The 25,891-nt window shown below is 41.0% G+C and carries 26 protein-coding genes; all 26 read right to left on the bottom strand.

Features of this window, described 5'->3' with window-relative positions:
• Positions 1–61: 61 nt before the first annotated feature.
• The 26 genes from topA to recG all read right to left on the bottom strand — a co-directional run bounded on the left by topA (position 62) and on the right by recG (position 25,784).
• Positions 62–2,140, bottom strand: a complete 2,079-nt coding sequence (topA, locus tag NSQ61_RS04700) for a type I DNA topoisomerase (protein ID WP_340806126.1) — start codon at positions 2,138–2,140, stop codon at positions 62–64.
• 160 nt (positions 2,141–2,300) lie between these two features.
• Positions 2,301–3,266 carry a DNA-processing protein DprA gene (gene dprA / locus NSQ61_RS04695; RefSeq protein WP_082830336.1) on the bottom strand — a complete coding sequence of 322 codons (966 nt, stop codon included), beginning with the start codon at positions 3,264–3,266 and terminating at the stop codon, positions 2,301–2,303.
• The gene (gene sucD, locus NSQ61_RS04690) at positions 3,244–4,146 is read right to left on the bottom strand and encodes a succinate--CoA ligase subunit alpha (RefSeq protein WP_066246522.1); all 903 of its coding nucleotides are present in this window, start codon (positions 4,144–4,146) and stop codon (positions 3,244–3,246) included. The genes dprA and sucD overlap by 23 nt, the downstream gene beginning before the upstream one ends.
• Before the next feature lie 17 nt (positions 4,147–4,163).
• Positions 4,164–5,324 carry an ADP-forming succinate--CoA ligase subunit beta gene (sucC, locus tag NSQ61_RS04685; RefSeq protein WP_063388418.1) on the bottom strand — a complete coding sequence of 387 codons (1,161 nt, stop codon included), beginning with the start codon at positions 5,322–5,324 and terminating at the stop codon, positions 4,164–4,166.
• 118 nt (positions 5,325–5,442) lie between these two features.
• Positions 5,443–5,712, bottom strand: coding sequence for an EscU/YscU/HrcU family type III secretion system export apparatus switch protein (locus tag NSQ61_RS04680; RefSeq protein WP_063388419.1), 270 nt, complete (start codon positions 5,710–5,712; stop codon positions 5,443–5,445).
• Entirely contained in the window at positions 5,709–7,196 is a 1,488-nt protein-coding gene (locus tag NSQ61_RS04675; protein ID WP_340787524.1) for a hypothetical protein, read from the bottom strand. Before NSQ61_RS04675 ends, NSQ61_RS04680 begins: the two co-directional genes overlap by 4 nt.
• Before the next feature lie 5 nt (positions 7,197–7,201).
• Positions 7,202–7,984, bottom strand: a complete 783-nt coding sequence (locus tag NSQ61_RS04670) for a ribonuclease HII (protein WP_094246058.1) — start codon at positions 7,982–7,984, stop codon at positions 7,202–7,204.
• A 265-nt stretch (positions 7,985–8,249) separates the two neighbouring features.
• Positions 8,250–9,104 (bottom strand): ribosome biogenesis GTPase YlqF, encoded by an 855-nt coding sequence (gene ylqF / locus NSQ61_RS04665; RefSeq protein ID WP_063388422.1) that lies wholly within the window; start codon positions 9,102–9,104, stop codon positions 8,250–8,252.
• 9 nt (positions 9,105–9,113) lie between these two features.
• The gene (gene lepB, locus NSQ61_RS04660) at positions 9,114–9,665 is read right to left on the bottom strand and encodes a signal peptidase I (RefSeq protein WP_063388423.1); all 552 of its coding nucleotides are present in this window, start codon (positions 9,663–9,665) and stop codon (positions 9,114–9,116) included.
• A 211-nt stretch (positions 9,666–9,876) separates the two neighbouring features.
• Positions 9,877–10,218 (bottom strand): 50S ribosomal protein L19, encoded by a 342-nt coding sequence (gene rplS, locus NSQ61_RS04655; protein ID WP_063388424.1) that lies wholly within the window; start codon positions 10,216–10,218, stop codon positions 9,877–9,879.
• 129 nt (positions 10,219–10,347) lie between these two features.
• Complete coding sequence (trmD, locus tag NSQ61_RS04650) at positions 10,348–11,082, bottom strand: tRNA (guanosine(37)-N1)-methyltransferase TrmD (protein WP_063388425.1); 735 nt, start codon at positions 11,080–11,082, stop codon at positions 10,348–10,350.
• Positions 11,079–11,600, bottom strand: a complete 522-nt coding sequence (rimM, locus tag NSQ61_RS04645; protein WP_066246531.1) for a ribosome maturation factor RimM — start codon at positions 11,598–11,600, stop codon at positions 11,079–11,081. The genes trmD and rimM overlap by 4 nt, the downstream gene beginning before the upstream one ends.
• A 10-nt stretch (positions 11,601–11,610) precedes the next feature.
• A complete protein-coding gene (locus tag NSQ61_RS04640) occupies positions 11,611–11,991 on the bottom strand; it encodes a YlqD family protein (protein ID WP_063388427.1) in 381 nt (126 codons plus the stop codon).
• A 184-nt stretch (positions 11,992–12,175) separates the two neighbouring features.
• Positions 12,176–12,406, bottom strand: coding sequence for a KH domain-containing protein (locus tag NSQ61_RS04635; protein ID WP_063388429.1), 231 nt, complete (start codon positions 12,404–12,406; stop codon positions 12,176–12,178).
• Positions 12,407–12,418: 12 nt separating this feature from the next.
• On the bottom strand, positions 12,419–12,691 hold the full coding sequence (gene rpsP, locus NSQ61_RS04630; RefSeq protein WP_063388430.1) for a 30S ribosomal protein S16: 273 nt from the start codon (positions 12,689–12,691) through the stop codon (positions 12,419–12,421).
• A 96-nt stretch (positions 12,692–12,787) separates the two neighbouring features.
• A complete protein-coding gene (gene ffh / locus NSQ61_RS04625) occupies positions 12,788–14,128 on the bottom strand; it encodes a signal recognition particle protein (protein ID WP_066246533.1) in 1,341 nt (446 codons plus the stop codon).
• Between the two features lie 11 nt (positions 14,129–14,139).
• Positions 14,140–14,472 (bottom strand): putative DNA-binding protein, encoded by a 333-nt coding sequence (locus NSQ61_RS04620; protein ID WP_063388432.1) that lies wholly within the window; start codon positions 14,470–14,472, stop codon positions 14,140–14,142.
• A 94-nt stretch (positions 14,473–14,566) separates the two neighbouring features.
• Entirely contained in the window at positions 14,567–15,550 is a 984-nt protein-coding gene (gene ftsY, locus NSQ61_RS04615; RefSeq protein WP_063388433.1) for a signal recognition particle-docking protein FtsY, read from the bottom strand.
• A 15-nt stretch (positions 15,551–15,565) separates the two neighbouring features.
• Positions 15,566–19,132 (bottom strand): chromosome segregation protein SMC, encoded by a 3,567-nt coding sequence (smc, locus tag NSQ61_RS04610; RefSeq protein ID WP_340806123.1) that lies wholly within the window; start codon positions 19,130–19,132, stop codon positions 15,566–15,568.
• Between the two features lie 86 nt (positions 19,133–19,218).
• On the bottom strand, positions 19,219–19,959 hold the full coding sequence (rnc, locus tag NSQ61_RS04605; protein ID WP_063388435.1) for a ribonuclease III: 741 nt from the start codon (positions 19,957–19,959) through the stop codon (positions 19,219–19,221).
• A 113-nt stretch (positions 19,960–20,072) separates the two neighbouring features.
• Complete coding sequence (locus tag NSQ61_RS04600; RefSeq protein WP_063388436.1) at positions 20,073–20,306, bottom strand: acyl carrier protein; 234 nt, start codon at positions 20,304–20,306, stop codon at positions 20,073–20,075.
• 63 nt (positions 20,307–20,369) lie between these two features.
• Complete coding sequence (gene fabG, locus NSQ61_RS04595; RefSeq protein ID WP_063388437.1) at positions 20,370–21,113, bottom strand: 3-oxoacyl-[acyl-carrier-protein] reductase; 744 nt, start codon at positions 21,111–21,113, stop codon at positions 20,370–20,372.
• Positions 21,114–21,115: 2 nt separating this feature from the next.
• Positions 21,116–22,057, bottom strand: a complete 942-nt coding sequence (gene fabD / locus NSQ61_RS04590; protein WP_063388438.1) for an ACP S-malonyltransferase — start codon at positions 22,055–22,057, stop codon at positions 21,116–21,118.
• A gap of 2 nt (positions 22,058–22,059) precedes the next feature.
• Positions 22,060–23,061: a phosphate acyltransferase PlsX gene (plsX, locus tag NSQ61_RS04585; RefSeq protein WP_340806120.1), complete on the bottom strand. Its 1,002-nt coding sequence runs from the start codon at positions 23,059–23,061 to the stop codon at positions 22,060–22,062.
• A complete protein-coding gene (gene fapR, locus NSQ61_RS04580) occupies positions 23,045–23,647 on the bottom strand; it encodes a transcription factor FapR (protein ID WP_063388440.1) in 603 nt (200 codons plus the stop codon). The genes plsX and fapR overlap by 17 nt, the downstream gene beginning before the upstream one ends.
• Positions 23,648–23,738: 91 nt before the next feature.
• Positions 23,739–25,784, bottom strand: coding sequence for an ATP-dependent DNA helicase RecG (recG, locus tag NSQ61_RS04575; RefSeq protein ID WP_340806118.1), 2,046 nt, complete (start codon positions 25,782–25,784; stop codon positions 23,739–23,741).
• Positions 25,785–25,891: the final 107 nt, after the last annotated feature.

Genomic DNA, 25,891 nt, shown 5'->3' with positions numbered 1-25,891 from the left:
TGCCGAAATATCTCCATGAAGAAGGTGAGCTTTACATTGCTCACCAAAGAGAAGATATTTGTTAACGCTGCGGTTCTTCTTTATAGTCGCAAGAAGAACATTGCACTTGAACACCTTTTTTCAAACGTTTTTCTACCAAAATTTCTCCACATTTCGGACATTTTCTTTCAACCGGCTTTTCCCAAGAAATAAAATCGCACTCTGGGTAACGGTCACATCCATAAAATACGCGGCGTCTCTTCGACTTTCTCTCCACAATATTTCCCTCATGGCATTTCGGACACTTCAAACCGATTTCTTTTAAAATCGGTTTTGTATTGCGGCAGTCTGGAAAATTGGAGCAAGCCAAAAATTTTCCGTACCTTCCCATTTTGTAAACCATTTCGCTTCCGCATTTTTCACACTTTACACCGGCATATTCATCTTTTATTTCTACCTTTTCCATTTCATTTTCGGCTTTTTTAACATTCTTTGAAAAATCATGATAAAATTCATCAATAATTTTTACCCAATTTACTTTTCCTTCTTCTATATCATCTAAATCATGCTCCATTTTCGCAGTAAATTCCACATCCAAAATTTCAGGGAAAAATTCCATCATCAGCTCGTGGACAATTTGGCCAAGTTCTGTTGGGACAAATCGTTTGTTTTCAAGCGCAACATACCCTCTTCTTTGAATGGTATCGAGCGTCGGTGCATAAGTAGAAGGACGTCCTATGCCTAATTCCTCCAGCGTTTTGACAAGCCTCGCTTCCGTATACCTTGGAGGCGGCTGTGTAAAGTGCTGCTCCGGTTTTAAATCTTTTGAAAAGATTTTATCCCCTTCCTGAAGATCAGGCAAAAGACGATTGCTTTTATCTTCTTCTTGATCGTCCGTCCCTTCTACATATACTTTCATAAAACCATGGAATTTGATTTTTGAACCGTTTGCACGGAATATAACACCATTGTTCTCCAAATCAACGCTCATCGTATCCATGACAGCCGGCGACATTTGGCTCGCGATAAATCGTTCCCAAATCAGTTTGTATAATTTATATTGGTCTTTTGTTAAAAAGTCTTTTATTTCATCCGGATTTCGAAAAGCGCTGGTCGGCCGTATCGCTTCGTGTGCATCCTGAACATTGCCTGATTTCTGACTTCCTCTCGTTTTTGCTTGCGCATATTCACTGCCAAACATCTTTTCAATATAACTGATTGCCTCCGATTTCGCTGTGTCTGAAATTCGCGTGGAATCGGTACGCATATAAGTAATCAATCCGACAGTGCCTTCCTTGCCGAGGTCAATTCCTTCATACAGCTGTTGTGCTACCATCATCGTTTTCTTCGCACGGAAATTGAGTTTCCTTGCAGCTTCCTGCTGTAAAGAGGAAGTTGTAAATGGAGGTGCAGGATTTCTTCTCCGTTCTTTTTTTGTTACTTTCGTTACGGTAAACTCATTTCCAATAACTTTTTGGAGCACCTGTTTTACATCTTCTTCTGTTTTCAAATCCTTTTTTTTGCCTTCAACACCCCAAAAAGCAGCTTCAAACGACTCCGTTCCTTTAAGAAAGTCTCCGTTAATCGTCCAATATTCCTCAGGCTTGAAATGTTTAATTTCATTTTCACGATCGATAATTAGACGGACTGCAACAGATTGAACTCTCCCGGCACTTAAACCCTTCTTTACCTTTTTCCAAAGGATCGGGCTGATATTGTAGCCGACCAGCCTGTCTAATACCCTTCTTGCCTGCTGGGCATCAACTAAATCCATGTTAATAGCTCTTGGCGATTTAAAAGAATCTTTGATCGCATCTTTTGTAATTTCATTAAACACAACGCGGCAATCGGATTGGATATCAATATCTAAGCTTTGCGCTAAATGCCACGCAATCGCCTCTCCCTCTCTGTCCGGGTCGGCTGCAAGAAAAACTTTTTTCGCCTTTTTGGCAGCGTTCTTGAGCTCTTTCAGAACCGGCCCTTTCCCTCTTATCGTGATGTATTTTGGTTGAAAATTGTGCTCTATGTCAACTCCCATTTGACTTTTAGGCAAGTCCCGAACATGGCCCATTGAAGCCTTCACGGTATATTTTTTTCCTAAATACTTTTCAATTGTTTTCGCCTTTGCTGGCGACTCCACAATGACTAAGTAGTCCGACATTCATTTTTCCTCCTTAAGAGGTTTTCTCTCTTTTTATGCATCAGTTTATGAAAATGATTGTTGATCATTCAACTGTTAAAATAATCTTCACTATTATTAAATATTCCAATGCATTTTGTCAAACAGTATTCATCAGCTTCCGCCTTTAGACGCAAAAAAATTATTTTTCTTCATACATCGGCTTTAATTCTTCTATAATCTCATCAGGTGACAGGGCAAGCGCTGCCCCTTCCTTTAACAATTGTATATTCCCTTGAAATAATGGATCAAATAATGGCACCGGGGGTGAAAAAACGATTCTCCCTTGTTCCAAAGCATGCTGGGCAGTGATAAGAGAACCGCTTCGTTTGGAAGCTTGAGCAACAAAGGTTCCTAAGCTTAATCCGCTAATAATTCTATTTCGCATTGGAAACATCCATTTTTCCGGTCTTTTATATGGAGGATGCTCAGAGAGGAGAAGATGCTCCTTTTGGATGATTTTAGCCAGCTCCATGTTTTCCTTCGGATAAATATGATCAAATCCGCCAGCGATTACGGCAATTGTTTTCGAATTTTCCTCAATGGCCGTCCAATGGGCTTTCGCATCAATACCGAGGGCAAGCCCGCTGATTATCGTAAATTTTTGCTTCGCCAAATGCGTAACAAAATATTGAACAAGGTCGCAGCCATATTTCGATGCATGACGGGTTCCGACAACGCTTAAATTTCGGATATTTTTTAATAGACTAATATCCCCTTGGCAAAATAAAACGGGAGGCGGATCAAAAATATGCTTTAAATACGTTGGATAATGGGAATCAATGATCGTAATCAGGTGAATATTCCTGTTTTTATAATAGTTTAGCAGGCTCTCCGTTGAAATGGATTGGTAATCTTCTATAAACGTTGAATAGTTTTTAGGAGGAATAAACAGACGGGTGGCTAATGTTTGAGGCGTTAGATGCAGAGCTTCTTCATACATGCCTTCCTGTTCAAAAAGCTGAACGATTCTTCTCTTTGCCGCACCTTTGCAATGAGCGAGTTTTATTAATAAATTTCTAGGATTAATAGCCCTCACCTCAATTCTATAAAGAAGGAATAGCCTTGTGGCTACTCCTTTTGTTTTAATGAGTTTTGCATTTTTCATATAAACCTTTTTCTTTTAAAACTGAGATTAACGTCTCACCAATAACGGAAGGAGTATCTGCGACTTTAATACCACATTCATTCATTTTCTTAATTTTTTCCGCTGCTGTTCCTTTACCTCCGGAAATAATTGCACCCGCATGTCCCATGCGTTTTCCTGGAGGTGCTGTTTGTCCGCCGATAAATCCTACGACTGGTTTTGTCATGTTTGCTTTAATCCATTCAGCTGCTTCTTCTTCCGCTGTACCCCCGATTTCACCAATCATAATGACGGCATATGTTTCCGGATCTTCGTTAAATGCTTTTAGCACGTCAATGAAGTTTGTGCCGTTTACAGGGTCCCCGCCAATTCCAACAGCCGTTGACTGACCAATGCCTGCTTGCGAAAGCTGATGAACCGCTTCATATGTCAAAGTACCTGAACGGGAAACGACTCCGACATGTCCCTTAGTGTGGATATATCCAGGCATAATGCCGATTTTACATTCGCCAGGTGTGATGACTCCCGGGCAGTTCGGTCCGATTAATCGAGTTTTCTTTCCTTCCATGTATCTTTTTACTTTGACCATGTCTAAAACCGGGATATGTTCTGTAATACAGATGACTAGGTCAAGCTCCGCATCAACCGCTTCCATAATGGCATCCGCTGCAAAAGGAGCTGGGACATAAATAACGGAAGCATTGGCACCGGTTTGTTTCACCGCTTCTTCAACCGTGTTGAAAACCGGAACTCCTTCGACTTCCTGACCGCCTTTGCCTGGGGATGTCCCGCCGACAATCTTCGTTCCGTATTCAAGCATTTGTTTCGTATGGAATAATGCAGTAGATCCAGTAATCCCCTGAACGATTACTTTTGTATCTTTATTAATAAATACGCTCATTCTTCTCCCTCGCTTTCCTATTTCACTAATGAAACGATTTTTTGCGCCCCGTCTGCCATAGACTCTGCAGATGTAATATTTAGGCCTGACTCTTCTAGTATTTTTTTACCAAGCTCAACATTCGTTCCCTCAAGACGAACGACTAGCGGGATCGTCAAGCCAACTTGTTTTGTCGCCTCAACGACACCTTGTGCGATGACATCGCATTTCATAATGCCTCCAAAGATATTGACGAAAATCCCTTTTACGTTTTCATCCGACAAAATAATTTTAAACGCTTCCGTAACCTTTTCTGCCGTTGCGCCGCCGCCGACATCTAGGAAGTTTGCTGGTTCACCGCCGTAATATTTAATAATATCCATCGTTGCCATGGCAAGACCTGCTCCGTTTACCATGCACCCGATATTGCCATCAAGAGCTATGTAGCTTAAATCATATTTTGAAGCTTCAATTTCTTTCGGATTTTCCTCATCTAAATCACGATATTCCAACACATCTTTTTGACGGTATAATGCATTGGAGTCAAAGTTTAGTTTGGCATCCAAAGCCATAACCTTTCCGTCGCCTGTAACGACAAGCGGGTTAATTTCCGCAATGGAGCAATCCTTTTCGACAAATACTTGATAAAGTCCCAACATAAATTTAACAGCTTGTCCGACTAATTCTTTCGGAATGTTAATGTTAAATGCGATTCGGCGAGCTTGGAAAGGTTGAAGTCCTACTGCCGGATCAATATATTCTTTGAAGATTTTTTCCGGTGTTTTCGCTGCCACTTCTTCAATTTCGGTGCCGCCTTCTTCAGACGCCATCAAAACAACGCGGGAGGTTGCGCGATCAACAACAAAACCAACATAATATTCTTTTTTAATGTCACAGCCTTCTTCAATTAAAAGACGTTTGACTTCTTTTCCTTCTGGTCCTGTTTGATGTGTAACGAGCGTTTTTCCTAACAATTCACTAGCATACTCGCGAACCTCTTCTAAACTTTTCGCTACTTTTACTCCGCCAGCTTTCCCGCGGCCGCCAGCATGAATTTGCGCTTTGACTACCACTACGTCAGTACCCAGCTCTTTTGCAGCTTCAACCGCTTCCTCAACGGAAAACGCAACTTTGCCGTTCGGTACCGTGACGCCGTATTTTCTGAGGATTTCTTTCCCCTGGTACTCATGGATATTCATATCCCATCCTCCTAACTTATGTATCTTAGCCTTTTCGAGGCAATTTTAGACTGCGCTTTCATTGTATAAAAATGTTTCATCATTGTCTACCATTCTTTATAAAAAGACATCGTTTATTTCATCTTTGCTGGTCTAAGCGGTATATAAAGCTTAAAAGCTCAGCTACCACTTCATAAAGCTCCTCGGGAATTTGCTCATTTATTTCCACTTCTGACAAAAGTTCAATAAGCGAGGGATCTTCTTGAATCGGAACATTGTTTTCTCTAGCTTTTTCAATGATTTTTTCAGCGACATACCCTTTACCTTTTGCCGATACTTTTGGCGCGGCGTCCTTTTCATCGTTATAGCTGAGGGCAACAGCTTTTAAATCTTTTGTTTCTTTTTTCATATTTTGATGTCCACCTTCTGGTAAGGTTGTCCGGAAATGACCTTTTGAGTTTGTTCATCCGTTTTTCCCTTTTGGATAGAGACTCCTGTTAAAACATAATTGATTTGTTTTAAATTTTCCTGAAGGCTTCCCAAATGCTGAACAATATCGCTTTCTTCAAGAATGTCGTTGTAAATCGTAACTTTTACAGCGCGATTTTGAATGAATACGTCCACTACTGTTTCTTTTATTTCTTTTAAATACAATGAAAAAACGATTCGGCAAAAATTAGGATTTATTTTTTCTGTTTCGTCTTTTTTTCCGTTGATTTGGATTGTAATATCCGTCCATTGCTCTCCTAACTGAATGGGGACATGAATAAAAAATTGTTCAACAGGTCCTTTTTGTTCCCGCATAAAATGCTGTCCGTTTATGTAATCTAAAGCGCGCTCCATCGCCCCTCTTAAACTTGAATGTTCCATATTTTGCAAATATTTTATAAGCAGTGTCTTTAATGGCCATTCACTCTGACCGCTACTGCTTTCAGCATGTTCAAATAAGCCGATTTTGGCTATCGCTGTTTTTAACAATTGTTTTACTTCTTGAGCGGAAACGTTGTGGATGCTTTGCTGAAACATCGCTTTCAGCATATTTTTTTCTTCCGCGTTCAGCATTTGTCCAATTCTACTTCCGTCCGCCTTGTCTTTTGTGAATGGTTGAAGCAATGCTTGCTCACTGTTTTCATTCAATATAAGCTGCTTAATGGCTAGCGGATTTTCTTTCATCCAAAATTCAAGCTTATTCAACAATTGCTTGGAAAAGGTGTCATTTCTTTCTCGCAATATTTGGTTCACTTCTTCGGCTTTATATAGAAAACGAAGGTTTGTAAGCTGAAACAGGTTTCGGTTTAGATCTTTCATGTCCTCGGCTCTTCCGCTATTGTTTAACATTTCGTCTAATTGAAAAAGGAGCTGAGACAGCTTCTTCTCATCTTGAACAGCCAGCAAAGGACGGATGACATGCTCCGCAATTGGCAGTTTTTTTTCAAAAGCGATGAGAAGCGCCTGAAATAAACTTTCACGAGGAGCTTTTCCCTTAAAGGACTGCAAAATGTTGATGGCAAGAGCCAAGTCTTTTTTGGAAAAAGGAATTTCATTTTCAAGCAGCAAATCAATAAGCTGCGAGGCCGTATTGTCAGCAGGCAGGCGGAAATGTTCAAGAATAGCTCGGCCTGTATGACCTTCATCTTTTTCCGGAAACAAAAGCTTCAGTCTGATTCCGCTTTCCGTTACTTCAGTCTGAAACCAATAAGTTTTCATTGCTTGAATATCCGCCTCAACAGCAGCGGTTAATTTCATTTTTCCAATTGCAAGCAATGCATGAGAATTAGGATAAATTTTCAACACTTTTCCTTTCACAATCTCTTGATCTTGAAATGTTTTGGCCGCGGGATCAAAAAGAGATTGAAGACTTATCTTCCTAAGAAGAGCAGATATTTCATTCATTCTTATCACCCGTTAAAAAAGTTTAACGCATCTTGTACCGGAGCAAAGCTTTTCCGATGATGCTCCGTCACACCGTGCTTCTCGATCGCTTCCAAATGCTGCTTTGTACCGTAGCCCACATGACGTTCAAAGCCGTATTCCGGAAATTGCTTTCCCAGCTCTTCCATGTACCTGTCTCTCACAACTTTTGCGACGCAGGAGCTTGCTGCAATCGTAATGCTTTTTTCATCACCCTTAATGATGGAAAGCTGCGGAATATTAATTGGTAATTCAAGAGCATCAATCAATAAATGATCCGGCTTTCCCTGCTTTAATTGATCAATGGCTAAAAGCATTGCTTTTTTTGTCGCATTGTAAATGTTTAGTTCATCAATTTCTTTTGCCGACACAAACCCAATCCCGACATCTACTGCCAGATCCATTATGTATTGAAAAAACTCTTCCCGTTTTTGCTTCGAAATTTTTTTCGAGTCCGTCAGCCCCGGCAAATAAAATTCATCAGGCAAAATCACGCAAGCAGCAACGACCGGACCTGCAAGACACCCTCTTCCCACTTCATCAATGCCTGCCAGCATTCGAAATCCCTTTTCTTTCAATTCTCTTTCGTATTTGCACATGTTTTGAAACTGCTGTCTCAATTGCTGCTCTTTTTCATATTGCTTCAGCCATTTTTTTACTAATTTTTGGACGGTTTTCCGCTCATCTTTTTGGCAGGCAAGAAAAAAAGGGTCGTTTATATCATGGATGGCACTGAGCTTTTCTTCAATTTCCTTCGCCGTTAAATTCAACTTTCTTCAACCTCTCCCTTAATATTTGCATTTGTAAATTTCGTTCGAATAGTTTGTACATGAACGGCTTCCTCGGCTGCAATTTGATTAAGCGTCTATTTTTCACATGCTCAAATGACTTTCAAGACTTTTTTACTATTTCCCGAAAGCTCTTTACCCGTCAAGAAAGGAAAACCGATTAACCGGTTAAGCGCCGATTGCACCGCTTCTCTCAAGTGAACGAGTTTTGTTAAAAATAAAATATAGACACGCGGAATGCGTGCCTTTATTCATTTGGCCGGTCAAAACTTATTTTCCCCAGCTTCAATGTCCGAACATCCCTTATGAACACTTCCGCCGTCTTGTCATAGTCTATCAGGCCGCCAGCTGATAAACAGCCTCTTTTTTTTCCAATATGATCAAATAAGTCGACGATTTCATTTTCATTTGATAGATTGTCGATTTGATAGCGATCCATTAAACGATCTGGATAATGCTTGATCAAGTATCGCATCGCATAAGCTGCTACATCCTGCAAATTTAAAATCTCATCCTTAATGGCGCCTGTCGCAGCCAGCTTCAGCCCGACTTCTTCATCTTCAAATTTCGGCCAAAGAATGCCTGGGGTATCGAGCAGCTCCAATTCTTTTCCTGTCTTGATCCAGCTTTGCTGTTTCGTTATGCCTGGACGATCGCCGGTTTTGGCAATGTTTCTTCCTGCAAGGCGATTGATCAGCGTTGATTTGCCGACATTCGGAATTCCAACAATTAATGCGCGGATCGCCCTTGGTTTTACCCCTTTTGCTTTCATTTTTTCACGTTCTTTTTCGAGCAGTTCTTTTGAAAGCTGCACGATTTGTTTTAGTCCTGATCCTGTTTGCGAGTCGATGGCTATTGATGCAATGCCCTGTTCTTTGTAGTACTGAATCCATTCTTTCGTAATGCTTTCGTCTGCCATATCCTTTTTATTTAAAATTAAAATTCTTTTTTTATTGGCAATAATGTCATCAATCATCGGATTTCTCGATGACTGAGGGATTCGGGCATCGACAAGTTCATAGACAATATCTATCAGTTTCAATTTTTCAACAACTTGCCGTCTCGCTTTTGCCATATGCCCTGGAAACCATTGAATCGTCATCTACTTCACCTACTTTACAACTCCAAATTCAGAAAGCGGCCAATAAACAAAATTAGTTTTCCCCATAACTGATTCAATCGGAATGGTCCCTATATGCCGCGAGTCTTTGCTGTATCTTCTATTATCACCCATAACAAACAATTCGCCTTCAGGCACAGTTGATCTTCCAATAATGTCTTCAAGTTTAAATGGTTCTGTTAAAGGGCCATCCACGCCGTTTTGTTTATATTTTTCCAAGTATGGCTCTTCATACTTCTTGCCGTTAATGTAGAGGGTGTCATCTTTATATTCTATATGATCGCCAGGCAAACCGATGACACGCTTAATGTAGTCTTTCTCTTCCGTTGCATGAAAGACGACAATGTCAAAGCGTTTTATTTCACCAAGCTTCGTTCCGATTTTATTCACGATCATTCGGTCCTGGTCTTGTAATGTCGGCATCATGGAAACTCCATCAACGACAATCGGAGCAAAGAAAAACGTCCGAATGACGACCGCCAACAAGACGGCGACACCTAGAGCTTTCATCCACTCAAAAAATTCATTTTTTTTACGTGACATTTCTTTCACACCTTTATGTTTTTAAAATGGTTTTTTATTTATTTTAATACAATTATTGGCTTAACAAAAGAACATGTCCACCTATTTTTAAACAGATTATGCTTTCGTTAAATAATTTTTTCCAAAAATATTAAATGAATTCATAAGTGAATGACTGCTCACATGACAAAAGGGCCTGTATTGAATACAAGCCCTTTTTATGTTCGAATGTTTATCTTTCTTTAATGCGAGCTGCTTTACCATGTAGATTGCGCAAATAGTAAAGTTTTGCACGACGCACTTTGCCTCGGCGAACAACTTCGATTTTCGCAATTCTTGGAGTGTGCAGCGGGAATGTACGTTCAACACCTACGCCGTAAGAAACTTTACGAACGGTAAATGTTTCGCTAATACCGCCGCCGCGGCGTTTAATCACAACTCCTTCAAAAACCTGAATCCGTTCACGGGAGCCTTCAACAACCTTCACGTGAACACGGACGGTATCCCCAGGTCTAAATTCAGGCAAATCTGTGCGAAGTTGTTCTTTCGTAATTTCTTCAATTAATTTTTGCATCGCAATCATCTCCTTCCAACAGATGCTCATACAAGATGCTTGCAGCGGAACATCGTTTTAAAAAGACAAGACCGGCTGTCTATGTCACAAAACGTATCTTATCATAGGAAACAAACCATTTGCAAGCATTCATTTCGCCTTTTTTATTTCTTCCAGCCATTTTTTTTGCTTTTCCGTTAAAGAATAGCCGTCCAATAAGTCAGGTCTGCGCTCCCATGTTCTTCGGAGCGATTCTTTTTCCCGCCATTCGGCTATTTTTTCGTGATGGCCTGACAATAACACATCAGGCACCTTCATCCCCCTGAATTCAGCAGGGCGGGTGTAATGCGGATGTTCAAGCAGTCCCGTTGAAAAAGAATCATTTTGGTGCGATTCTTCATTTCCGAGAACACCTGGTAGAAGACGCACAACACAGTCAATGATGACCATCGCGGCAAGCTCACCGCCTGTCAGGACAAAGTCTCCAATTGAAATTTCGTCTGTCGCAAGAAAACGGATTCTTTCGTCGTAGCCTTCATAATGGCCGCAAATAAATATTAGATGATCTGCTTGAGCCAGCTGCTCTGCTTTTTTTTGGGTAAAGCGTTCTCCTTGCGGACAAACAAGTATGACTTTCGAATGCTGTGCGTTTCGCTTTTCTTTTACAGCCTCAACAGAATGAAAGATCGGCTCCGGCTTTAATACCATGCCGGCACCGCCACCGTACGGATAATCATCGACCGACTGATGCTTGTCTGTTGAATAGTCTCGAAAATTAATAACGTTAATCGAAACAGCATCCTTCTCCTGAGCTTTTTTTAAAATCGATTGGTTAAAAACTCCAGCGAACATATCAGGAAATAAAGTCAGTACATCAATAATCATTTGTCCAATAACCCTTCCATAGGAAAAATGATGACTCGCTTCTCTTTCACATCAATATGTTTCACAACATCCTCGATATATGGAATCAACAAATCTTTTTTGCCTTTTCGTTTGACAACCCACACATCGTTGGCACCGGGCGTTAAAATTTCATTTATGATCCCCAGCTCATCACCGTCTTCGGTATACACGGAGCATCCGATGATTTCATGAAAATAATATTCTCCTTCATCCAGGCTGCCAAGCTGGCTTTCTGGAACCTTTATGTCTGAGCCTTTAAACGGCTCAACCTCATTGATCGAATCATACCCTTCAAAAGACAATAAATCAAAATTTTTATGAATTCGATGAGATTTGACAATAACTTCAACAGGCTCTTTGTCTTTTTGAAAAATGTATAAACGGTTTCCGCGTTTATATCGCTCATCAGGAAAATCAGTTACGGAAACGACGCGCACTTCGCCGCGAATTCCGTGCGTATTGACAATTTTTCCGACTTGAAACCATTTTTCGGCCATATGATCACCTCTAGCGAATCTCTTTTACTACTCCATCTTCGATCACAATCGTTTTTTCATTCAGCAATTGATCCCAGTTGTCGCCTTCTTTTACTTCGATTACTGCGTTCACTTCCCGTTCTTTTAATTCGCTGCCTAGAGGGAGCATATCGATTTGCTGAAGCTTAAATTCCATCAACTTCATTTTTTCCTTTCTTTTGTTGATTTCCTGATGGTACTGGGAAATGATGGACTGGTTTTTTGTTGTTTTTTCAGCTTTTTTCAGCTGAAAATATAATTGATCGCATTCCCGTTTCATTTCTTCTTTTTTTGCCTGCCATTTATGAATCAGTTTTTCCTTGCTGTTTTCCGTCAATATTTGCTTTACTGTGATCGGATAAATGATTTTCATTCCTCTCTCCTCCAGTCATAAAATTGCTCCGAGGAGTATATTCATGGAAGATCCCTCCCGGCTTTTCCCTTCTGGCCAGAAGAGGGAGGTCTGGAATCGTCGCAATTTCAAATGTGATTTTTTGATCCTGCGAAATCAGCTTTTCTTCTTTTGTAAAAAAGGCGAGGAGCAATCCCCTCACCTTTTAATCATTAATTTTAAGCGTTACTCTCATTGATTTGCCGCTAGCCGCTGCATAAACGACCGTCCTGATCGCTTTTGCAATACGGCCTTGTTTTCCAATCACTTTGCCAATATCGTCTTGGTGAACAGAAAGAGTATATACAATTTCACCTTTTTTCTCCTCTCTGTTCACCTTGACTTCATCCGGATGATCAACAATAGCTTTGGCAATTGTTGTTATTAACTGTTCCATAATAATCACACATTATTTACTATATTTCGCATTGTGGAATTTTTCCATAATCCCTTGTTTCGAAAACAGGTTACGAACAGTGTCAGACGGTTTTGCACCGTTTTGAAGCCACTTAAGAGCCAATTCTTCGTCAATTTTCACTTCAGCAGGATCCTTTACTGGATTGTACGTACCGATCGTTTCAATGAAACGTCCATCTCTAGGAGAACGGGAATCAGCTACAACAATGCGATAAAATGGAGATTTTTTTGCACCCATGCGTTTTAAACGAATTTTAACTGCCATATTTTTTTACACCTCCGAAATATTTTCAACAAAATAGAATATTATCAATGATCAAAAAGTTTGTAAAGTGTTTTTTCTTAACAGAATAAATTTTTATTACATAAAAGGAAATTTAAATCCTTTTCGCTTGCCTTTTGTCATTGAAGTCATTTGCTTCATCATTTTTTTCATTTCTTCAAACTGCTTTAAAAGCCTGTTTACTTCCTGGACAGAAGTACCGCTCCCTTTAGCAATCCGTTTTCTTCTGCTTGCATTAATAATTTCCGGCTTCTCTTTTTCTTCTTTTGTCATGGAGCGGATGATCGCTTCAACGTGGCTTAGCTGCTTTTCATCAACTTGAATGTTTTTCAAGCCTTTCATTTTCCCTGCACCAGGCAGCATGGAAATCAACTCATCAAGAGGACCCATGTTTCTTACTTGTTCAAGCTGCTCTAAAAAATCATCGAAAGTAAAAGACATCGTCCTCATTTTTTCTTCCAGCTGCTTCGCTTTCTCCTGATCGACGTTCTCTTGAGCCTTTTCGATCAGGGTCAAGACATCTCCCATTCCTAATATACGCGATGCCATTCGTTCGGGATGAAACGGTTCGAGCGCATCCAGCTTTTCGCCCATCCCGGCAAATTTAATCGGAGCACCTGTTGCCGCACGAATGGAAAGCGCAGCACCGCCACGTGTATCCCCATCAAGCTTTGTCAAAATAACACCGGTAATGCCAAGCTCATCATGAAAGCTTTTTGCCACATTGACGGCATCTTGTCCAGTCATGGCATCGACAACGAGAAAAATCTCATCAGGATTTGCAGCTTCCTTCACCTGCTTTAATTCATCCATCAGATTTTCATCGATATGCAAGCGTCCGGCTGTATCAATGAGAACATAATCATGATGCTCATTTTTGGCATATTCCAGCGCCTGTTTGGCTATTTCAACAGGGCTTACCTTGTCGCCGAGTGAAAATACAGGCATGCCAAGCTGCTTTCCTAATGTTTCTAATTGTTTAATGGCTGCAGGACGATAAATATCAGCTGCAACAAGAAGCGGGTTTCGGTTATGTTTTTTTCGCAAGTAGTTGGCAAGCTTTCCAGTCGTAGTCGTTTTCCCTGCACCTTGAAGGCCCGCCATCAAAATCACCGTCGGCGGCCGTTTGCTTACGGCAATTTTGCTCTGCTCGCCGCCCATCAGCTCGGTCAGCTCTTCTTTCACTACTTTGATAACTTGCTGGCCTGGTGTCAAGCTTTTCATGACTTCCTGGCCAACAGCCCTTTCGCTGACTTTCTTAATAAAGTCTTTGACGACTTTATAGTTGACGTCCGCTTCCAAAAGAGCAAGACGAACTTCCCTCATCATTTCTTTGACATCCGCTTCAGAAACCTTTCCTTTGCCGCGGATTTTAGCCATCGTGTTTTGCAGTCGGTTGGCTAATCCCTCAAAAGCCATGGCGGCTCCTCCTAATCCAGTTTTTCCAAAAGATGAAGTAGTCGGTCAAATTCTTCCTTCATTTCTGATTGGAAAGGCAGACCTTTCAGCTTTTCAATTATTTTTTTACGCTCTTGAAATTTCTTGAACAGCTGAAGCTTCTGCTCGTATTCCTCCAGCATCATTTCCGTCCGTTTTATGTTGTCGTACACTGCCTGGCGGCTGACGTTGTATTCTTCAGCAATTTCACCTAGGGAGTAATCATCCAAGTAGTACAGAGACATGTAGCTTTTTTGCTTTGGCGTCAACAACGACTGATAAAAATCAAATAAATAATTCATCCTCGTTGTTTTTTCAAGCAACATCAACACCCCCTGTTGTTAAGTGAATTGCCTTTACATGTTTTTAGTGTATCGATTCTAACTGTAGATGTCAAGTTTTTTTCTTAACACAATTACGTTACGCTTCATCTACTAAATCGGCAAACAGCCCATAAACATATTTCTCTGCATCAAATTTCTCAAGATCGTCCATTTTTTCGCCAAGCCCCACCAGTTTTACAGGAATGTTCAGCTCATTTCGAATGGCTAGAACAATTCCTCCCTTCGCAGTGCCATCCAATTTTGTCAAGGCAATTCCAGTGACATTTGTCGCCTCCGAAAACTGTCTTGCCTGGCTCATTGCATTTTGTCCGGTTGTCGCATCAAGGACAAGCAGCACTTCATGCGGAGCACCTGGAATTTCCCGTTCGATAACCCGCTTTACTTTCTCAAGCTCTTTCATTAAATTCATCTTATTTTGAAGCCGTCCAGCAGTATCACATAATAAGACGTCTACTTTTCGAGAGCGAGCGGCCTGAATGGCGTCATACACGACGGCAGCAGGATCAGAGCCTGCCGATTGTTTAATCACATCTACGCCAACCCGATCCCCCCAAACTTCCAGCTGTTCGATGGCGCCTGCTCGGAACGTGTCGCCGGCAGCAAGAAGGACAGATTTTCCTTCTTCTTTTAATCGATGTGCAAGCTTTCCGATCGTCGTCGTTTTTCCAACACCATTGACGCCAACAAACAATACGATGTTTAACCGGCCGTCTTCAATGTTTAAATCGGTAGGAGCGCCGTCTTCTCCTTGGTAAATTTCAACAAGCTTTTCGGAAATGGCAGCGCGCACTTCCTTCGGTTCTTGAATGTTTCGCCTTTTCACTTCCATTTTCAATTCATCGATCAAGTCCATGACCGTTTGAACGCCGACATCGGCAGTAATCAAAATTTCCTCTAATTCCTCGAAAAATTCTTCATCAACCTTTCGATAGCGCGAAACAAGTTCATTTAAGCTTTCTGTAAAAGAGCTTCTCGTTTTTTCAAGCCCTTCTTTAAATTTTGCCGTTACTGAATCCTTCTGCTTTGAAATTTTTTCTTTTAATTTCTTAAAAAAACTCATTTATTTTTCTTCCTTTCACGACGATTTCACATATCTAACTGTATCTTCCAAGCGGACGGATACAACTTTTGACACTCCCGATTCTTGCATTGTCACACCATATAAAGCATCCGCTTCTTCCATCGTCCCTTTCCGGTGGGTGATGACAATAAATTGAGTATTCTCACTGAAACGCTTCAAAAATTTAGAAAATCTTTGAACGTTTGCTTCATCCAATGCCGCCTCTACTTCATCGAGAACACAAAACGGAACAGGACGTACCTTTAATATGGAAAATAGAAGGGCAATTGCAGTCAAAGCGCGTTCGCCTCCGGACAGCAGGCTTAAATATTGCAGTTTTTTCCCTGGAGGCTGAGCAATAATGTCCACTCCGGTGTTTAACAGATCGTCGGGATTTGTCAAAATTAAATCCGCTTTTCCGCCTCCGAACAGTTCTTTAAAAACGATATCGAATTGAGAACGTATTTTGGCAAACATTTGGGAAAACTGCTTTTTCATTTCTTCATCCATTTCGGCGATGACTTTAAAAAGAGTTTCTTTTGCATTCAATAAATCGTCCCTCTGTTCTGTTAAAAACTCATGCCGTTCACGCACCCGCTCGTACTCATCAATTGCCCCTAAGTTTACGGTTCCAAGCTCTTCTAATGCCAGTTTAATCAGCTTTACTTTTTTCTTCGCCTCTTCTTTCTCCATCTGTAAAGGAAAGCGGGCCTTTGCTGCTTCAAAAGTTAGCTTATACTCATTTTGCAAATAATTCAAGAGCTGATCAAGCTCCACATCCAGCCTGTTTAATTTCACTTCTTCATCTTTTAGAACGTCCGTCAGTTGTTTATGAGCGCGCTTCAGCTCTTTCCATTCTTTTTCTTCTCGTTCCAGCTCTTCTTGCATGCTCATTCGCTGGCGTCTGCGGGATGCGATCAATTCAATTGTTTTATTTTTGTCCTCAAGCTTCTCCTTTTTTATTTCTTCCAATTGGATTTCACCGGAGTGATCGCGGTCGATTTCATCCAATAATAGTTGTAAATCTTTTTCCGCCTCTTTCTTTTTTTGATTCGCCAGATGATATTCTTTTTCAAGGCGTGCTAATTGTTCCTTACTATTTTTAAAGGATTCCTCTTTTCCTGCAAGAATAATTTTGAGCTCTGTTATTTCCTGCATCCATTCTTCCTTTGATTTTTGCTGTTTCTCCTTCTTCTCGGCCAGCTGACGAATCTCTGAATCTAGCTGTTGTATTTGTCCTTCCATTTGTTCGATGGAGGACAGCAATTTTGTTTTTCTTTCATCTAACTTCTCCTGTTCTTCTACATAGGCGATTTTTTCAGCATCGTAAAGCTTCAAATGATCATTAATATTTCGCTCTTTTAATTCAATTTCCCTCAAGCTGCCCTTCAAAGCTTGCTCTTCCATTCGCAAAGAAGATCCTTCTTCCCGCAGATCATCAAGCTCTTTCTCTTTTTTGGCAATCGATTGCTTCAGATTTTTTACTTCTTTTTCGAGCAAAGCTGTCTTTTCTTCCATTTCCGCAATTTTGTCGCGAATCGACTCAAGCTCTCGGTTTTTGGTAAGGAAAGAAGGTGATTTCTGCTTCACCGCTCCTCCTGTCATCGATCCGCCTGGATTGACTACATCGCCTTCAAGCGTAACAATTCGGTGCGAGTACTGAATTTGTTTGGCAATCGCATTTGCCCCTTCCAACGTTTTTGCAATAATAACGTTTCCTAACAGATTTTCTATGATCGGCTTATATGCTGATTCATATTCCACGAGTTGAGACGCTATCCCGATAAAATCAGGATGGCTTTCTGCAATCGAAAGCTGATATTTCGGGATTGAGCGGCCTTTGATGACAGATAAAGGAAGGAACGTCGCTCTGCCGAATGCATTTTTCTTCAAAAACGCAATCGCCTGTCTTGCCGATTCTTCATCGTCAACGACTATATGCTGGCTTGCCGCGCCAAGAGCAATTTCAATGGCTGTTTCATATTCATGTTTCGTTGTCAACAGCTCGATAGCAGCACCATGTATGCCTTTTAGCTTGTGTTTTGCTTTTAAAACTTCGCGGACACCCTGGAAGAAACCGGTATAATCCTCCTGCATCGCCTCTAGCATTTCTTTTTTTGATTTTGCTTTTTGTAAATATTGATATGCTTGATAAAGCAGCGATTCCTTCTTTTCATATTGTTGCTTTAGGCTTTCCAACGTTTTTAAGCCTGTATGATAAGAGGAAAGCTGATTTTGCAATGTTTTTCCGATTTTAGAAAGCTGTGCTTCTATTTTCCCTTTCTCTTTTTTCAGCTCTTTTCTTTCGGAAATATATTTTTCGTTTGCCTCGTCTAAGCGGTCTGCTTTGACTTTTCGCAAGCTTAGCTGCTCCTCAATATAATTGATTTCATTTCGAGCGCTTGCCAGTTCATTTAATTTTTCAAAATAGTCACTTTTTAGCTGCTCAAGCTTTTCCTCGATGTTTCCATCCAGGCTTAGCAGGTCGTTTTCTTTTTTTTGCAGGAAGGATTTTAGTTCTTTTACTTCTTTTTCGCATGTTTCATAGACGCTTTTTTGCTCTTCTTTTTCTTTTAATAATTGATTTATTTGTTCAGTCAGCTCAGCGATTTGCTCTTTCAACTGCTGTTCGTTTTGCGCCGCATGTTTTTTTCTTTCTTTTAAAACTTCTTTTTTCCCTTCAAGCTTCTCCAGTTCTTCGCTTGCCAAAAGAAGAACTTGCTGCAAATCATTGATTGATTCATCCAATGCACTGATTTGATCCCGCATTTCTTCCAGATTCGCTTCTTTTTTTTGTATTTGCGATGTCAGCTCTAGTTCGCGATCGCGATTTTCTTCGACCGAACGCTTCAATGCTTCCCATCTATCATGAAGCTCTTCAATTTCATGCGCGAGAAGAGCGACCTCATGCTGCTTCAGTTCTTCCTTTTTATCCAAATAATCCTTTGCAATAGATGCCTGCATTTTAAGGGGCTCAATTTGCGCATTCAGTTCATATAAAATGTCTTGAACTCTATTTAAATTTTCTTCAGTTTCAGCAAGTTTTATTTCAGCTTTCTTTTTTCGGGTTTTATATTTTAGCACACCAGCCGCTTCTTCAAAAATTGTCCGCCGATCTTCCGGTTTCGCGCTTAAAATTTCTTCAACCTTTCCTTGGCTGATAATTGAAAACGCTTCTTTTCCGAGACCGGAATCCATGAACAGGTCGATAATATCTTTTAAGCGGCAAGATTGCTTGTTTATAAAAAATTCACTTTCTCCAGAGCGGTAAACTCTTCTTGTCACACTTACCTCATGATAATCGATCGGCAAAAACTGATCGCCGTTATCAAGAGTTAAAGTGACTTCCGCCATATTTAAACGTTTGCGAGTATCGCTTCCAGCAAAAATAATATCCTCCATTTTGGATCCTCTTAATGATTTTGCTGATTGCTCCCCAAGAACCCATCGAATAGCTTCTGTTATATTCGATTTTCCGCTCCCATTTGGGCCGACAACAGCGGTAACACCGCCAGCAAAATCAACGCTGATCCGATCTGCAAAAGATTTAAATCCTACGATATCTAAACGTTTGAGGAACATGGTGATCCCCTTTCATTCCAAATAAGTCTTTCCTATTTTACCATAACAAAAAATGATCGGAGCAATATCAATAAAAAATCCCCCGTTTATTTTTGGGGGAATTCGCCTAATTTTTGCAATCCTTGTTCAGCTGCATGCTGTTCTGCTTCTTTTTTGGAACGGCCCACTCCTGAACCGATCACCTCTCCGTTTAAAGATACGGTTGCAACAAATTCTTTATTATGAGCGGGGCCTTTTTCTTCCAAAATTTTATAATCCAAAACACCTTTTCCGTCACGCTGAATAAGCTCTTGCAATCTGCTTTTAAAATCCATCACATGAGAAAAAGCACCTTCGTCGATTTTCGGGAAAACGACCTTATTTAAAAAAGAAGTGACTGACTCAAGACCTTGATCCAAATACAAAGCGCCGATAAATGCCTCAAAGACATCAGCTAAAAGAGCTGGACGACCGCGCCCCCCAGTCATTTCCTCTCCTTTTCCGAGCAAAACGAGTTCGCCAAAAGAAAGCTCGTTGGCAAAAGTAACAAGCGATGGCTCGCAAACAATGGCAGCTCTCAGCTTTGTTAAATTGCCTTCAGACATTGTCGGATATTTTTTATACAAGTACTCCGAAACCGTCAGCTCCAATACTGCATCACCTAAATATTCCAGCCGTTCATTGTCTTCATACGGTTTTTTGCGATGCTCATTCACATAGGATGAATGTGTAAAAGCCTGAAATAAGAGCTTTTCATTCGTGAACGTAATGCCGATTTTTGCTTGGAAATCACGAAACTTTTCTATTTTTTTAAAAAAATTTTTTTTTAAATTTGTTTTGTTAGGCATACGTTACCTCCATTTTCTAAACAAATGAAACAACCTCTACTTTATGTTAACAAAAAAAGGGATGAAAAGGGAGAAAGCCCCGCAAAGATACGGGACTTTTTAAAAACATGCAATTATAGTTTACTCTGTATGTAATTAACTGCATCCCCTACAGTCACAATTTGTTCCGCTTCTTCGTCGGAAATTTCCATGCCGAACTCATCTTCTAATTCCATAACAAGTTCAACAACGTCTAGGGAATCAGCGCCGAGATCGTCTTTAAAAGAGGATTCAAGCTTTACTTCAGATTCATCAACTCCGAGACGGTCGACGATGATCTTCGTAACACGCTCCAATACATCTGCCATAACTTTCACCTCCCTCCAGTATTATAGAAGATTTGTCTTCATATTACTACAACGAATTCAAAATTAATACATGACCATTCCGCCGTCGAGACAAAGTGTTTGCCCTGTCATATAGGAGCTTTTATCAGAAGCTATGAATGTTACCATATTGGCAATATCATTCGGCTCGCCGAAACGTCCGAGCGGAATTTGTTTGAGCATTTCATTTCTTATTTGTTCAGGGAGCTGATCCGTCATATCGGTTGAAATAAAACCTGGCGCTACAGCATTTACTGTAATATTTCGGCCCGCCAGCTCCTTCGCAGTCGTCTTCGTCAGTCCGATAATCCCGGCTTTAGCCGCTACATAGTTTGCCTGTCCAGCATTACCAGCTATACCGACGATCGATGCGATGTTGATGATCCTGCCGGAACGCTGCTTCATCATTTGTCTTGTGACCGCTTTTGTACAATTGAAAACGCCTTTTAAATTTATGTTGATCACGTCGTCCCATTCTGATTCTTTCATTCGCATAAGCAAATTATCTTTCGTGATTCCGGCATTATTTACAAGAATGTCGAGACGGCCGAATCGTTCGATTACTTCATTGACCATGCTGTTTACTTCATCAGCATTTGCAACATTAGCGCGAATGGCAAAAGCTTTCCGTCCTAAGGATTCAATTTCTTTTACCACTTCATTGGCTTTTTCCTCATTACCAGAATAATTTACAGCGACATCCGCGCCATTTTTGGCAAGATCAATAGCAATCGCTCGGCCGATTCCGCGGCTTCCTCCCGTTACAAGGGCCGTTTTCCCTGAAAGCATAATCATACCTCCTTTATGTCATGAACAACTGCTTCTAATGATGACAAATCAAAAATATTGTATGTTTTAACGCTGCGATCCACCTTTTTGACAAGACCTGTCAGAACTTTTCCAGCACCGATTTCAATAAACGTTGTCACTCCTGCTTGAATCATCGACCGTACACTTTCTTCCCATCGAACAGGAGAATAAAGCTGCTCAATCAAAAGGCTCTTGATTTCATCTTTATTTTGAACAGGAGCAGCAGTCACGTTCGCGATGACAGGAACGGATGCATCTTGAATGGTCACTTCATCAAGCACTTTGGACAGCTCGCTGGCAGCCGGCTTCATCAATTCAGAATGAAATGGACCGCTTACTTCCAGCGGGATTACCCGCTTGGCACCCTTTTCTTTAGCAAGCTCCCCAGCTCTTTGTACTCCTTCTTTTGTTCCAGAAATAACGATTTGCCCGGGACAATTTAAATTTGCCAGTTGTACTAGAGTGCCTTCATTCGAGATTTGTTTTGTTATGTTTTCAAGTTCTTCCTGCACCATACCTAAAACGGCAGCCATGGATCCTTCTCCTGCAGGAACCGCTTTTTCCATCAGTTCACCGCGCTTTCTTACAACATAGACTGCATCTTCAACTGTCATGACGTTTGCCGCCACTAATGCTGTATATTCACCTAGGCTGTGTCCGGCAACATAATCAAAAACGACTTCATACTGTTTCAATGCTTCAAAAATCGCAGCGCTTGTCGTAAGCAGTGCAGGCTGTGCATTGTATGTTAACGTCAATTCTTCTTGCGGACCGTTGAAAATAATAGAAGTTAAATCAAAGTCTAAACGTTCATTTGCTTTTTGAAAAATTTCCTTGGAAATGGGAACTTGATCAAAAAAATCTTTTCCCATACCGACTTGCTGAGAGCCTTGTCCCGGAAACAGAAGAGCAGTTTTCCCCATTGTCAATCCCCTTTCAATTGCATGTTCTGAATCGTTTCTTCTATCGTTGAAGATACGGAGTTCGCCACTATTTCCCGAGCCTGGCGAATAGCATGAAAAATAGCCAGCTCATCGGATGAACCGTGGGCTTTGATCACCGGTGCTTTCAGCCCGAATAAGCAAGCCCCGCCATGCTCTGAATAATCCATTTTTTTCTTTAGTCCTTTTAATTTCGGCTTCAAAACAGCTGCAGCAATTTTCGCTGTAAAAGAGCTTGTCAACGCCTCTTTCATCATGGCAAATACCGAAAGTGCTGTGCCTTCAATGGCTTTCAAAGCAATGTTTCCTGAAAAACCGTCCGTTACTACAACATCAGCCGCTCCTGACAGCAGGTCGCGCGCTTCTACATTGCCGACAAAGTTGATCGGCGATTGAGACAGAAGTTGAAAAGCCTGTTTAGCTAATTCGTTCCCCTTTTTTTCCTCCGTTCCAATGTTGAGCAAGCCAACTCTCGGAGATTTGATCCCTCTCACCTTTTCTGCATAAACGGAGCCCATGATTGCATACTGCTGCAGATGTTCCATTTTCGCATCTGCATTAGCACCGACATCGAGCATCACAAAGCCTTTTCCATCAAGGGTCGGCAGCGTTGGTGCCAGCGCCGGCCGGTCGATGCCGTTTATACGGCCGATAATAAACAGACCGGCAGTCATAAGCGCGCCTGTATTCCCAGCTGAAATGCAGGCATCCGCCTTTTTGTCGCGAACTCTTTCAGCCATAATGACCATCGACGCATTTTTTTTTCTGCGCACAGCCCGAACAGGTTCGTCGTCATTTTCAATTTTTTCTTCTGTATGAAAAGTAGAAATGTTTGTATGTCTACCTTCTAACAATGGAGTGATCAGCGACTCATTTCCGATTAATTCAATTTCCAAATCAGAAAATTCATCAAGCGCTCTTAATGCTCCTTTTACAACCGCTTGAGGCGCGTTGTCTCCCCCCATTGCATCAATGGCTATCTTCATGTTTTGCCCCTTCCTTTTTAGATTGATTCGCAGATCTGAACATTTCAAATTCACCTGAAAAAACGAGTTCGTTGCCGACATAGCTGTTTACTTCAACAAACGTGCGGCCTTTATCTCGGTCAATGCGAGTGACTTTTGCTTTTGCGACAACGCGCTCATTTTCTTTTACTTGCCGTGTGAAACGGATTGTCGCTTTAGCCGTTAATGCCAATTCATCATCAATGCAAGCAACGGCAAGAGAGTTCGCTTGTGCAAATAGATGATGGCCGCGTGCAATTTGATTTCGGCTAAAAACATGCTCTTTTTTAACATCAAAAATCGAAATAGCTGATTTATCGAGCTCAAGATCAATAATTTCACCGATCACTTCATCAATCGGAAGGGATTTGACTTCATCTTCAAGTTTTCGTTCAGCGACATGCTTGATTCGTTCTCTTAATTCCGGGATCGACAGTTCTAGTCTGTCCAAACGGATGGTTTGGACGCTGACGCCAAATTTTTCAGCTAATTCTTCATCTGTAATAAAAGGCGTTTCTTGAATTGTTTCCAACAATAAACGCTGTCTTTCCTTTTTACTGCGTCTCATTTTTTACACCGTCCGACTAGTATTAAGACTAGGTACTAATAACAAGTATATAATCAAAGAAATAAGTTTGCAACCATGAATTCTTTTTTGGCTAATCCAGCTTCTCTCCGCTCAACACTCCGGAAGCCTCTAAATCATCGCGGAGCGGCGCAAATTGTTCATCTTTCCAAAAAGCATCAGACTGAATCAGTTGGGCAGCGTCAGATCTCGCAGTTTCAAGCGCTCTGTAATCATGGACCATGTCGGCGATTTTAAACTCTGGTATGCCGCTTTGTTTTTTGCCGAAAAAATCTCCTGGACCTCTAAGCTCCAAATCTTTTTCAGCTAAACGGAAGCCGTCATCTGTTTCCGTCATAATTCTCATTCTTTCTTTTCCTATTTCTGATTTCGGATCTGAAAGCAGTATGCAATAGGATTGCAAGCTTCCTCGGCCAACTCTTCCTCGCAGCTGATGGAGCTGGGCAAGACCAAACCGCTCCGCATCGTAAACTAACATGACCGTGGCATTCGGTACGTTTACGCCCACTTCCACTACTGTCGTGGAGACAAGAACTTGCACTTTATTTTCGCTAAAATCCATCATCACCTGATTTTTCTCTTCTTGTGACATGCGTCCATGCAAAAGGCCGATTTGAATTCTGCCCTGATAAAATTGAGTTAATTGACTGTGCACTGTCACAGCATTTTCGACATCCAAATTTTCCGATTCTTCAATTAACGGACAAATCACATACGCTTGATGGCCCTTTTTCACTTCTTTTTCAATAAATATTAGAATTCGGGTTAACATTTCCGGCCGAACCCAATATGTTTTTACCTTCTTTCTTCCGGAAGGCATTTCATCAATGATGGAAACATCCATTTCGCCAAATGCAGTTATAGCAAGAGTTCTTGGAATAGGAGTTGCCGTCATAAATAACACATCTGGGAATTCTCCTTTTTCCCGCAATATTCTTCGCTGATTGACGCCGAACCGATGCTGTTCATCCGTAATCACAAGCCCTAAACGGCAAAAATTCACTTCCTCCTGAATAAGGGAATGCGTCCCTATGATCATGTTAATGTCCCCGGATTTTAACTGAAGAAGCAGCTCTTTTCGTTTTTTCCCTTTGATTGAGCTTGTTAATAAAGCGATGCGGACAGACGTATGCGAAAAAAGATTTGACAATGATTTCGCATGCTGCTCAGCTAAAATTTCCGTCGGAACCATCAATGCCGCTTGATAGCCGCTTAACACAGCGGCATACATCACAATGGCAGCAACTGCGGTTTTCCCTGATCCAACATCTCCTTGAAGAAGGCGGTTCATCCTGTAGGGTGAAGACATATCGGATAAAATTTCCGAAACGACACGCTTTTGTGCGTTTGTTAATGAAAAAGGAAGCGTGTCGATAAAGGATTGCAATTCTTTTCGATCAAAATGATGAGAAATTCCTCTTGAGGAAGACCTGCGAAAATGTTTAATCGCCTGCATTTTCAATTGAAATAATAAAAATTCTTCATAAACAAATCTTCTTCTTGCCTGTTTCAGTTCATCGGCATTTTTGGGAAGGTGCATGGCTCTTACCGCTTCTTCTTTCATCGGCAATTTATATCGCTTCCTGAGCATTTCCGGCAAATTTTCTGGAATAAAACTGGAATACGACTGGATGGCGGTCCTGATAATCCGTTTTAGCTCTGAAACAGTCAGCTTTCCGCGGACTGAATAAACGGGTTCTACTTCTTGATTTTGCTTATGAGGCCCAAAATGAATCTGTTGAACATTGATAGTTTGCCGATTGCGGTCCCAAATGCCAGAGACGGTAACAACCTGATTGATGGCAAGCTTCTGTTTGTAATATGGTCTATTAAAACAAACTGCAGTGACAACATAACGGCCGACAAGCATGCGAAAGGAAAGACGCGACCGCTTCTTTCCGTAATAGGTCAGCAATGGCTCGCTGTAAACCTTTCCTTCGACTGTCGCTCTTTCTTTATGCTTCACTTCAGCAAGATCCTTTAAACGGTTGTCTTCATAGCGATTAGGAAAATAATAAAGCAAATCAGAAACAGTATGTATTCCCATATCATGCAGCAAACGTTCTGTTTGTTCTCCTACCCCTTTAACCGCTGTGACCGGTTGTAGCAATTGGTTCATGTTCTGTTTGCAGCTTTGAACTTAGCCGCGGGAAACCTCCTTTAAAACCGTTTGAAATATCGATATTTAGTTTACCAAAAATACTTAAACCGTGAAATAAAAAGAGG

This window comes from Aeribacillus sp. FSL K6-1121, from assembly GCF_038003725.1.
GTDB classification, from domain to species: domain Bacteria; phylum Bacillota; class Bacilli; order Bacillales; family Aeribacillaceae; genus Aeribacillus; species Aeribacillus composti.
Note: the sequence above shows the minus strand (reverse complement) of the source record. Positions and strands in the feature narration are given on the sequence as shown.

Excerpts from the sequence above, each read along its gene's own strand:
- topA (WP_340806126.1), bottom strand. The coding sequence starts at position 2,140 with ATGTCGGACTACTTAGTCATTGTGGAGTCGCCAGCAAAGGCGAAAACA.
- dprA (WP_082830336.1), bottom strand. The coding sequence starts at position 3,266 with ATGAAAAATGCAAAACTCATTAAAACAAAAGGAGTAGCCACAAGGCTA.
- sucD (WP_066246522.1), bottom strand. The coding sequence starts at position 4,146 with ATGAGCGTATTTATTAATAAAGATACAAAAGTAATCGTTCAGGGGATT.
- sucC (WP_063388418.1), bottom strand. The coding sequence starts at position 5,324 with ATGAATATCCATGAGTACCAGGGGAAAGAAATCCTCAGAAAATACGGC.
- NSQ61_RS04680 (WP_063388419.1), bottom strand. The coding sequence starts at position 5,712 with ATGAAAAAAGAAACAAAAGATTTAAAAGCTGTTGCCCTCAGCTATAAC.
- NSQ61_RS04675 (WP_340787524.1), bottom strand. The coding sequence starts at position 7,196 with ATGAATGAAATATCTGCTCTTCTTAGGAAGATAAGTCTTCAATCTCTT.
- ylqF (WP_063388422.1), bottom strand. The coding sequence starts at position 9,104 with ATGACGATTCAATGGTTTCCAGGGCATATGGCAAAAGCGAGACGGCAA.
- lepB (WP_063388423.1), bottom strand. The coding sequence starts at position 9,665 with ATGTCACGTAAAAAAAATGAATTTTTTGAGTGGATGAAAGCTCTAGGT.
- rplS (WP_063388424.1), bottom strand. The coding sequence starts at position 10,218 with ATGCAAAAATTAATTGAAGAAATTACGAAAGAACAACTTCGCACAGAT.
- trmD (WP_063388425.1), bottom strand. The coding sequence starts at position 11,082 with ATGATTATTGATGTACTGACTTTATTTCCTGATATGTTCGCTGGAGTT.
- rimM (WP_066246531.1), bottom strand. The coding sequence starts at position 11,600 with ATGGCCGAAAAATGGTTTCAAGTCGGAAAAATTGTCAATACGCACGGA.
- NSQ61_RS04640 (WP_063388427.1), bottom strand. The coding sequence starts at position 11,991 with ATGAAAATCATTTATCCGATCACAGTAAAGCAAATATTGACGGAAAAC.
- NSQ61_RS04635 (WP_063388429.1), bottom strand. The coding sequence starts at position 12,406 with ATGGAACAGTTAATAACAACAATTGCCAAAGCTATTGTTGATCATCCG.
- rpsP (WP_063388430.1), bottom strand. The coding sequence starts at position 12,691 with ATGGCAGTTAAAATTCGTTTAAAACGCATGGGTGCAAAAAAATCTCCA.
- ffh (WP_066246533.1), bottom strand. The coding sequence starts at position 14,128 with ATGGCTTTTGAGGGATTAGCCAACCGACTGCAAAACACGATGGCTAAA.
- NSQ61_RS04620 (WP_063388432.1), bottom strand. The coding sequence starts at position 14,472 with ATGTTGCTTGAAAAAACAACGAGGATGAATTATTTATTTGATTTTTAT.
- ftsY (WP_063388433.1), bottom strand. The coding sequence starts at position 15,550 with ATGAGTTTTTTTAAGAAATTAAAAGAAAAAATTTCAAAGCAGAAGGAT.
- smc (WP_340806123.1), bottom strand. The coding sequence starts at position 19,132 with ATGTTCCTCAAACGTTTAGATATCGTAGGATTTAAATCTTTTGCAGAT.
- rnc (WP_063388435.1), bottom strand. The coding sequence starts at position 19,959 with ATGCCTAACAAAACAAATTTAAAAAAAAATTTTTTTAAAAAAATAGAA.
- NSQ61_RS04600 (WP_063388436.1), bottom strand. The coding sequence starts at position 20,306 with ATGGCAGATGTATTGGAGCGTGTTACGAAGATCATCGTCGACCGTCTC.
- fabG (WP_063388437.1), bottom strand. The coding sequence starts at position 21,113 with ATGCTTTCAGGGAAAACGGCCCTTGTAACGGGAGGAAGCCGCGGAATC.
- fabD (WP_063388438.1), bottom strand. The coding sequence starts at position 22,057 with ATGGGGAAAACTGCTCTTCTGTTTCCGGGACAAGGCTCTCAGCAAGTC.
- plsX (WP_340806120.1), bottom strand. The coding sequence starts at position 23,061 with ATGAAGATAGCCATTGATGCAATGGGGGGAGACAACGCGCCTCAAGCG.
- fapR (WP_063388440.1), bottom strand. The coding sequence starts at position 23,647 with ATGAGACGCAGTAAAAAGGAAAGACAGCGTTTATTGTTGGAAACAATT.
- recG (WP_340806118.1), bottom strand. The coding sequence starts at position 25,784 with ATGAACCAATTGCTACAACCGGTCACAGCGGTTAAAGGGGTAGGAGAA.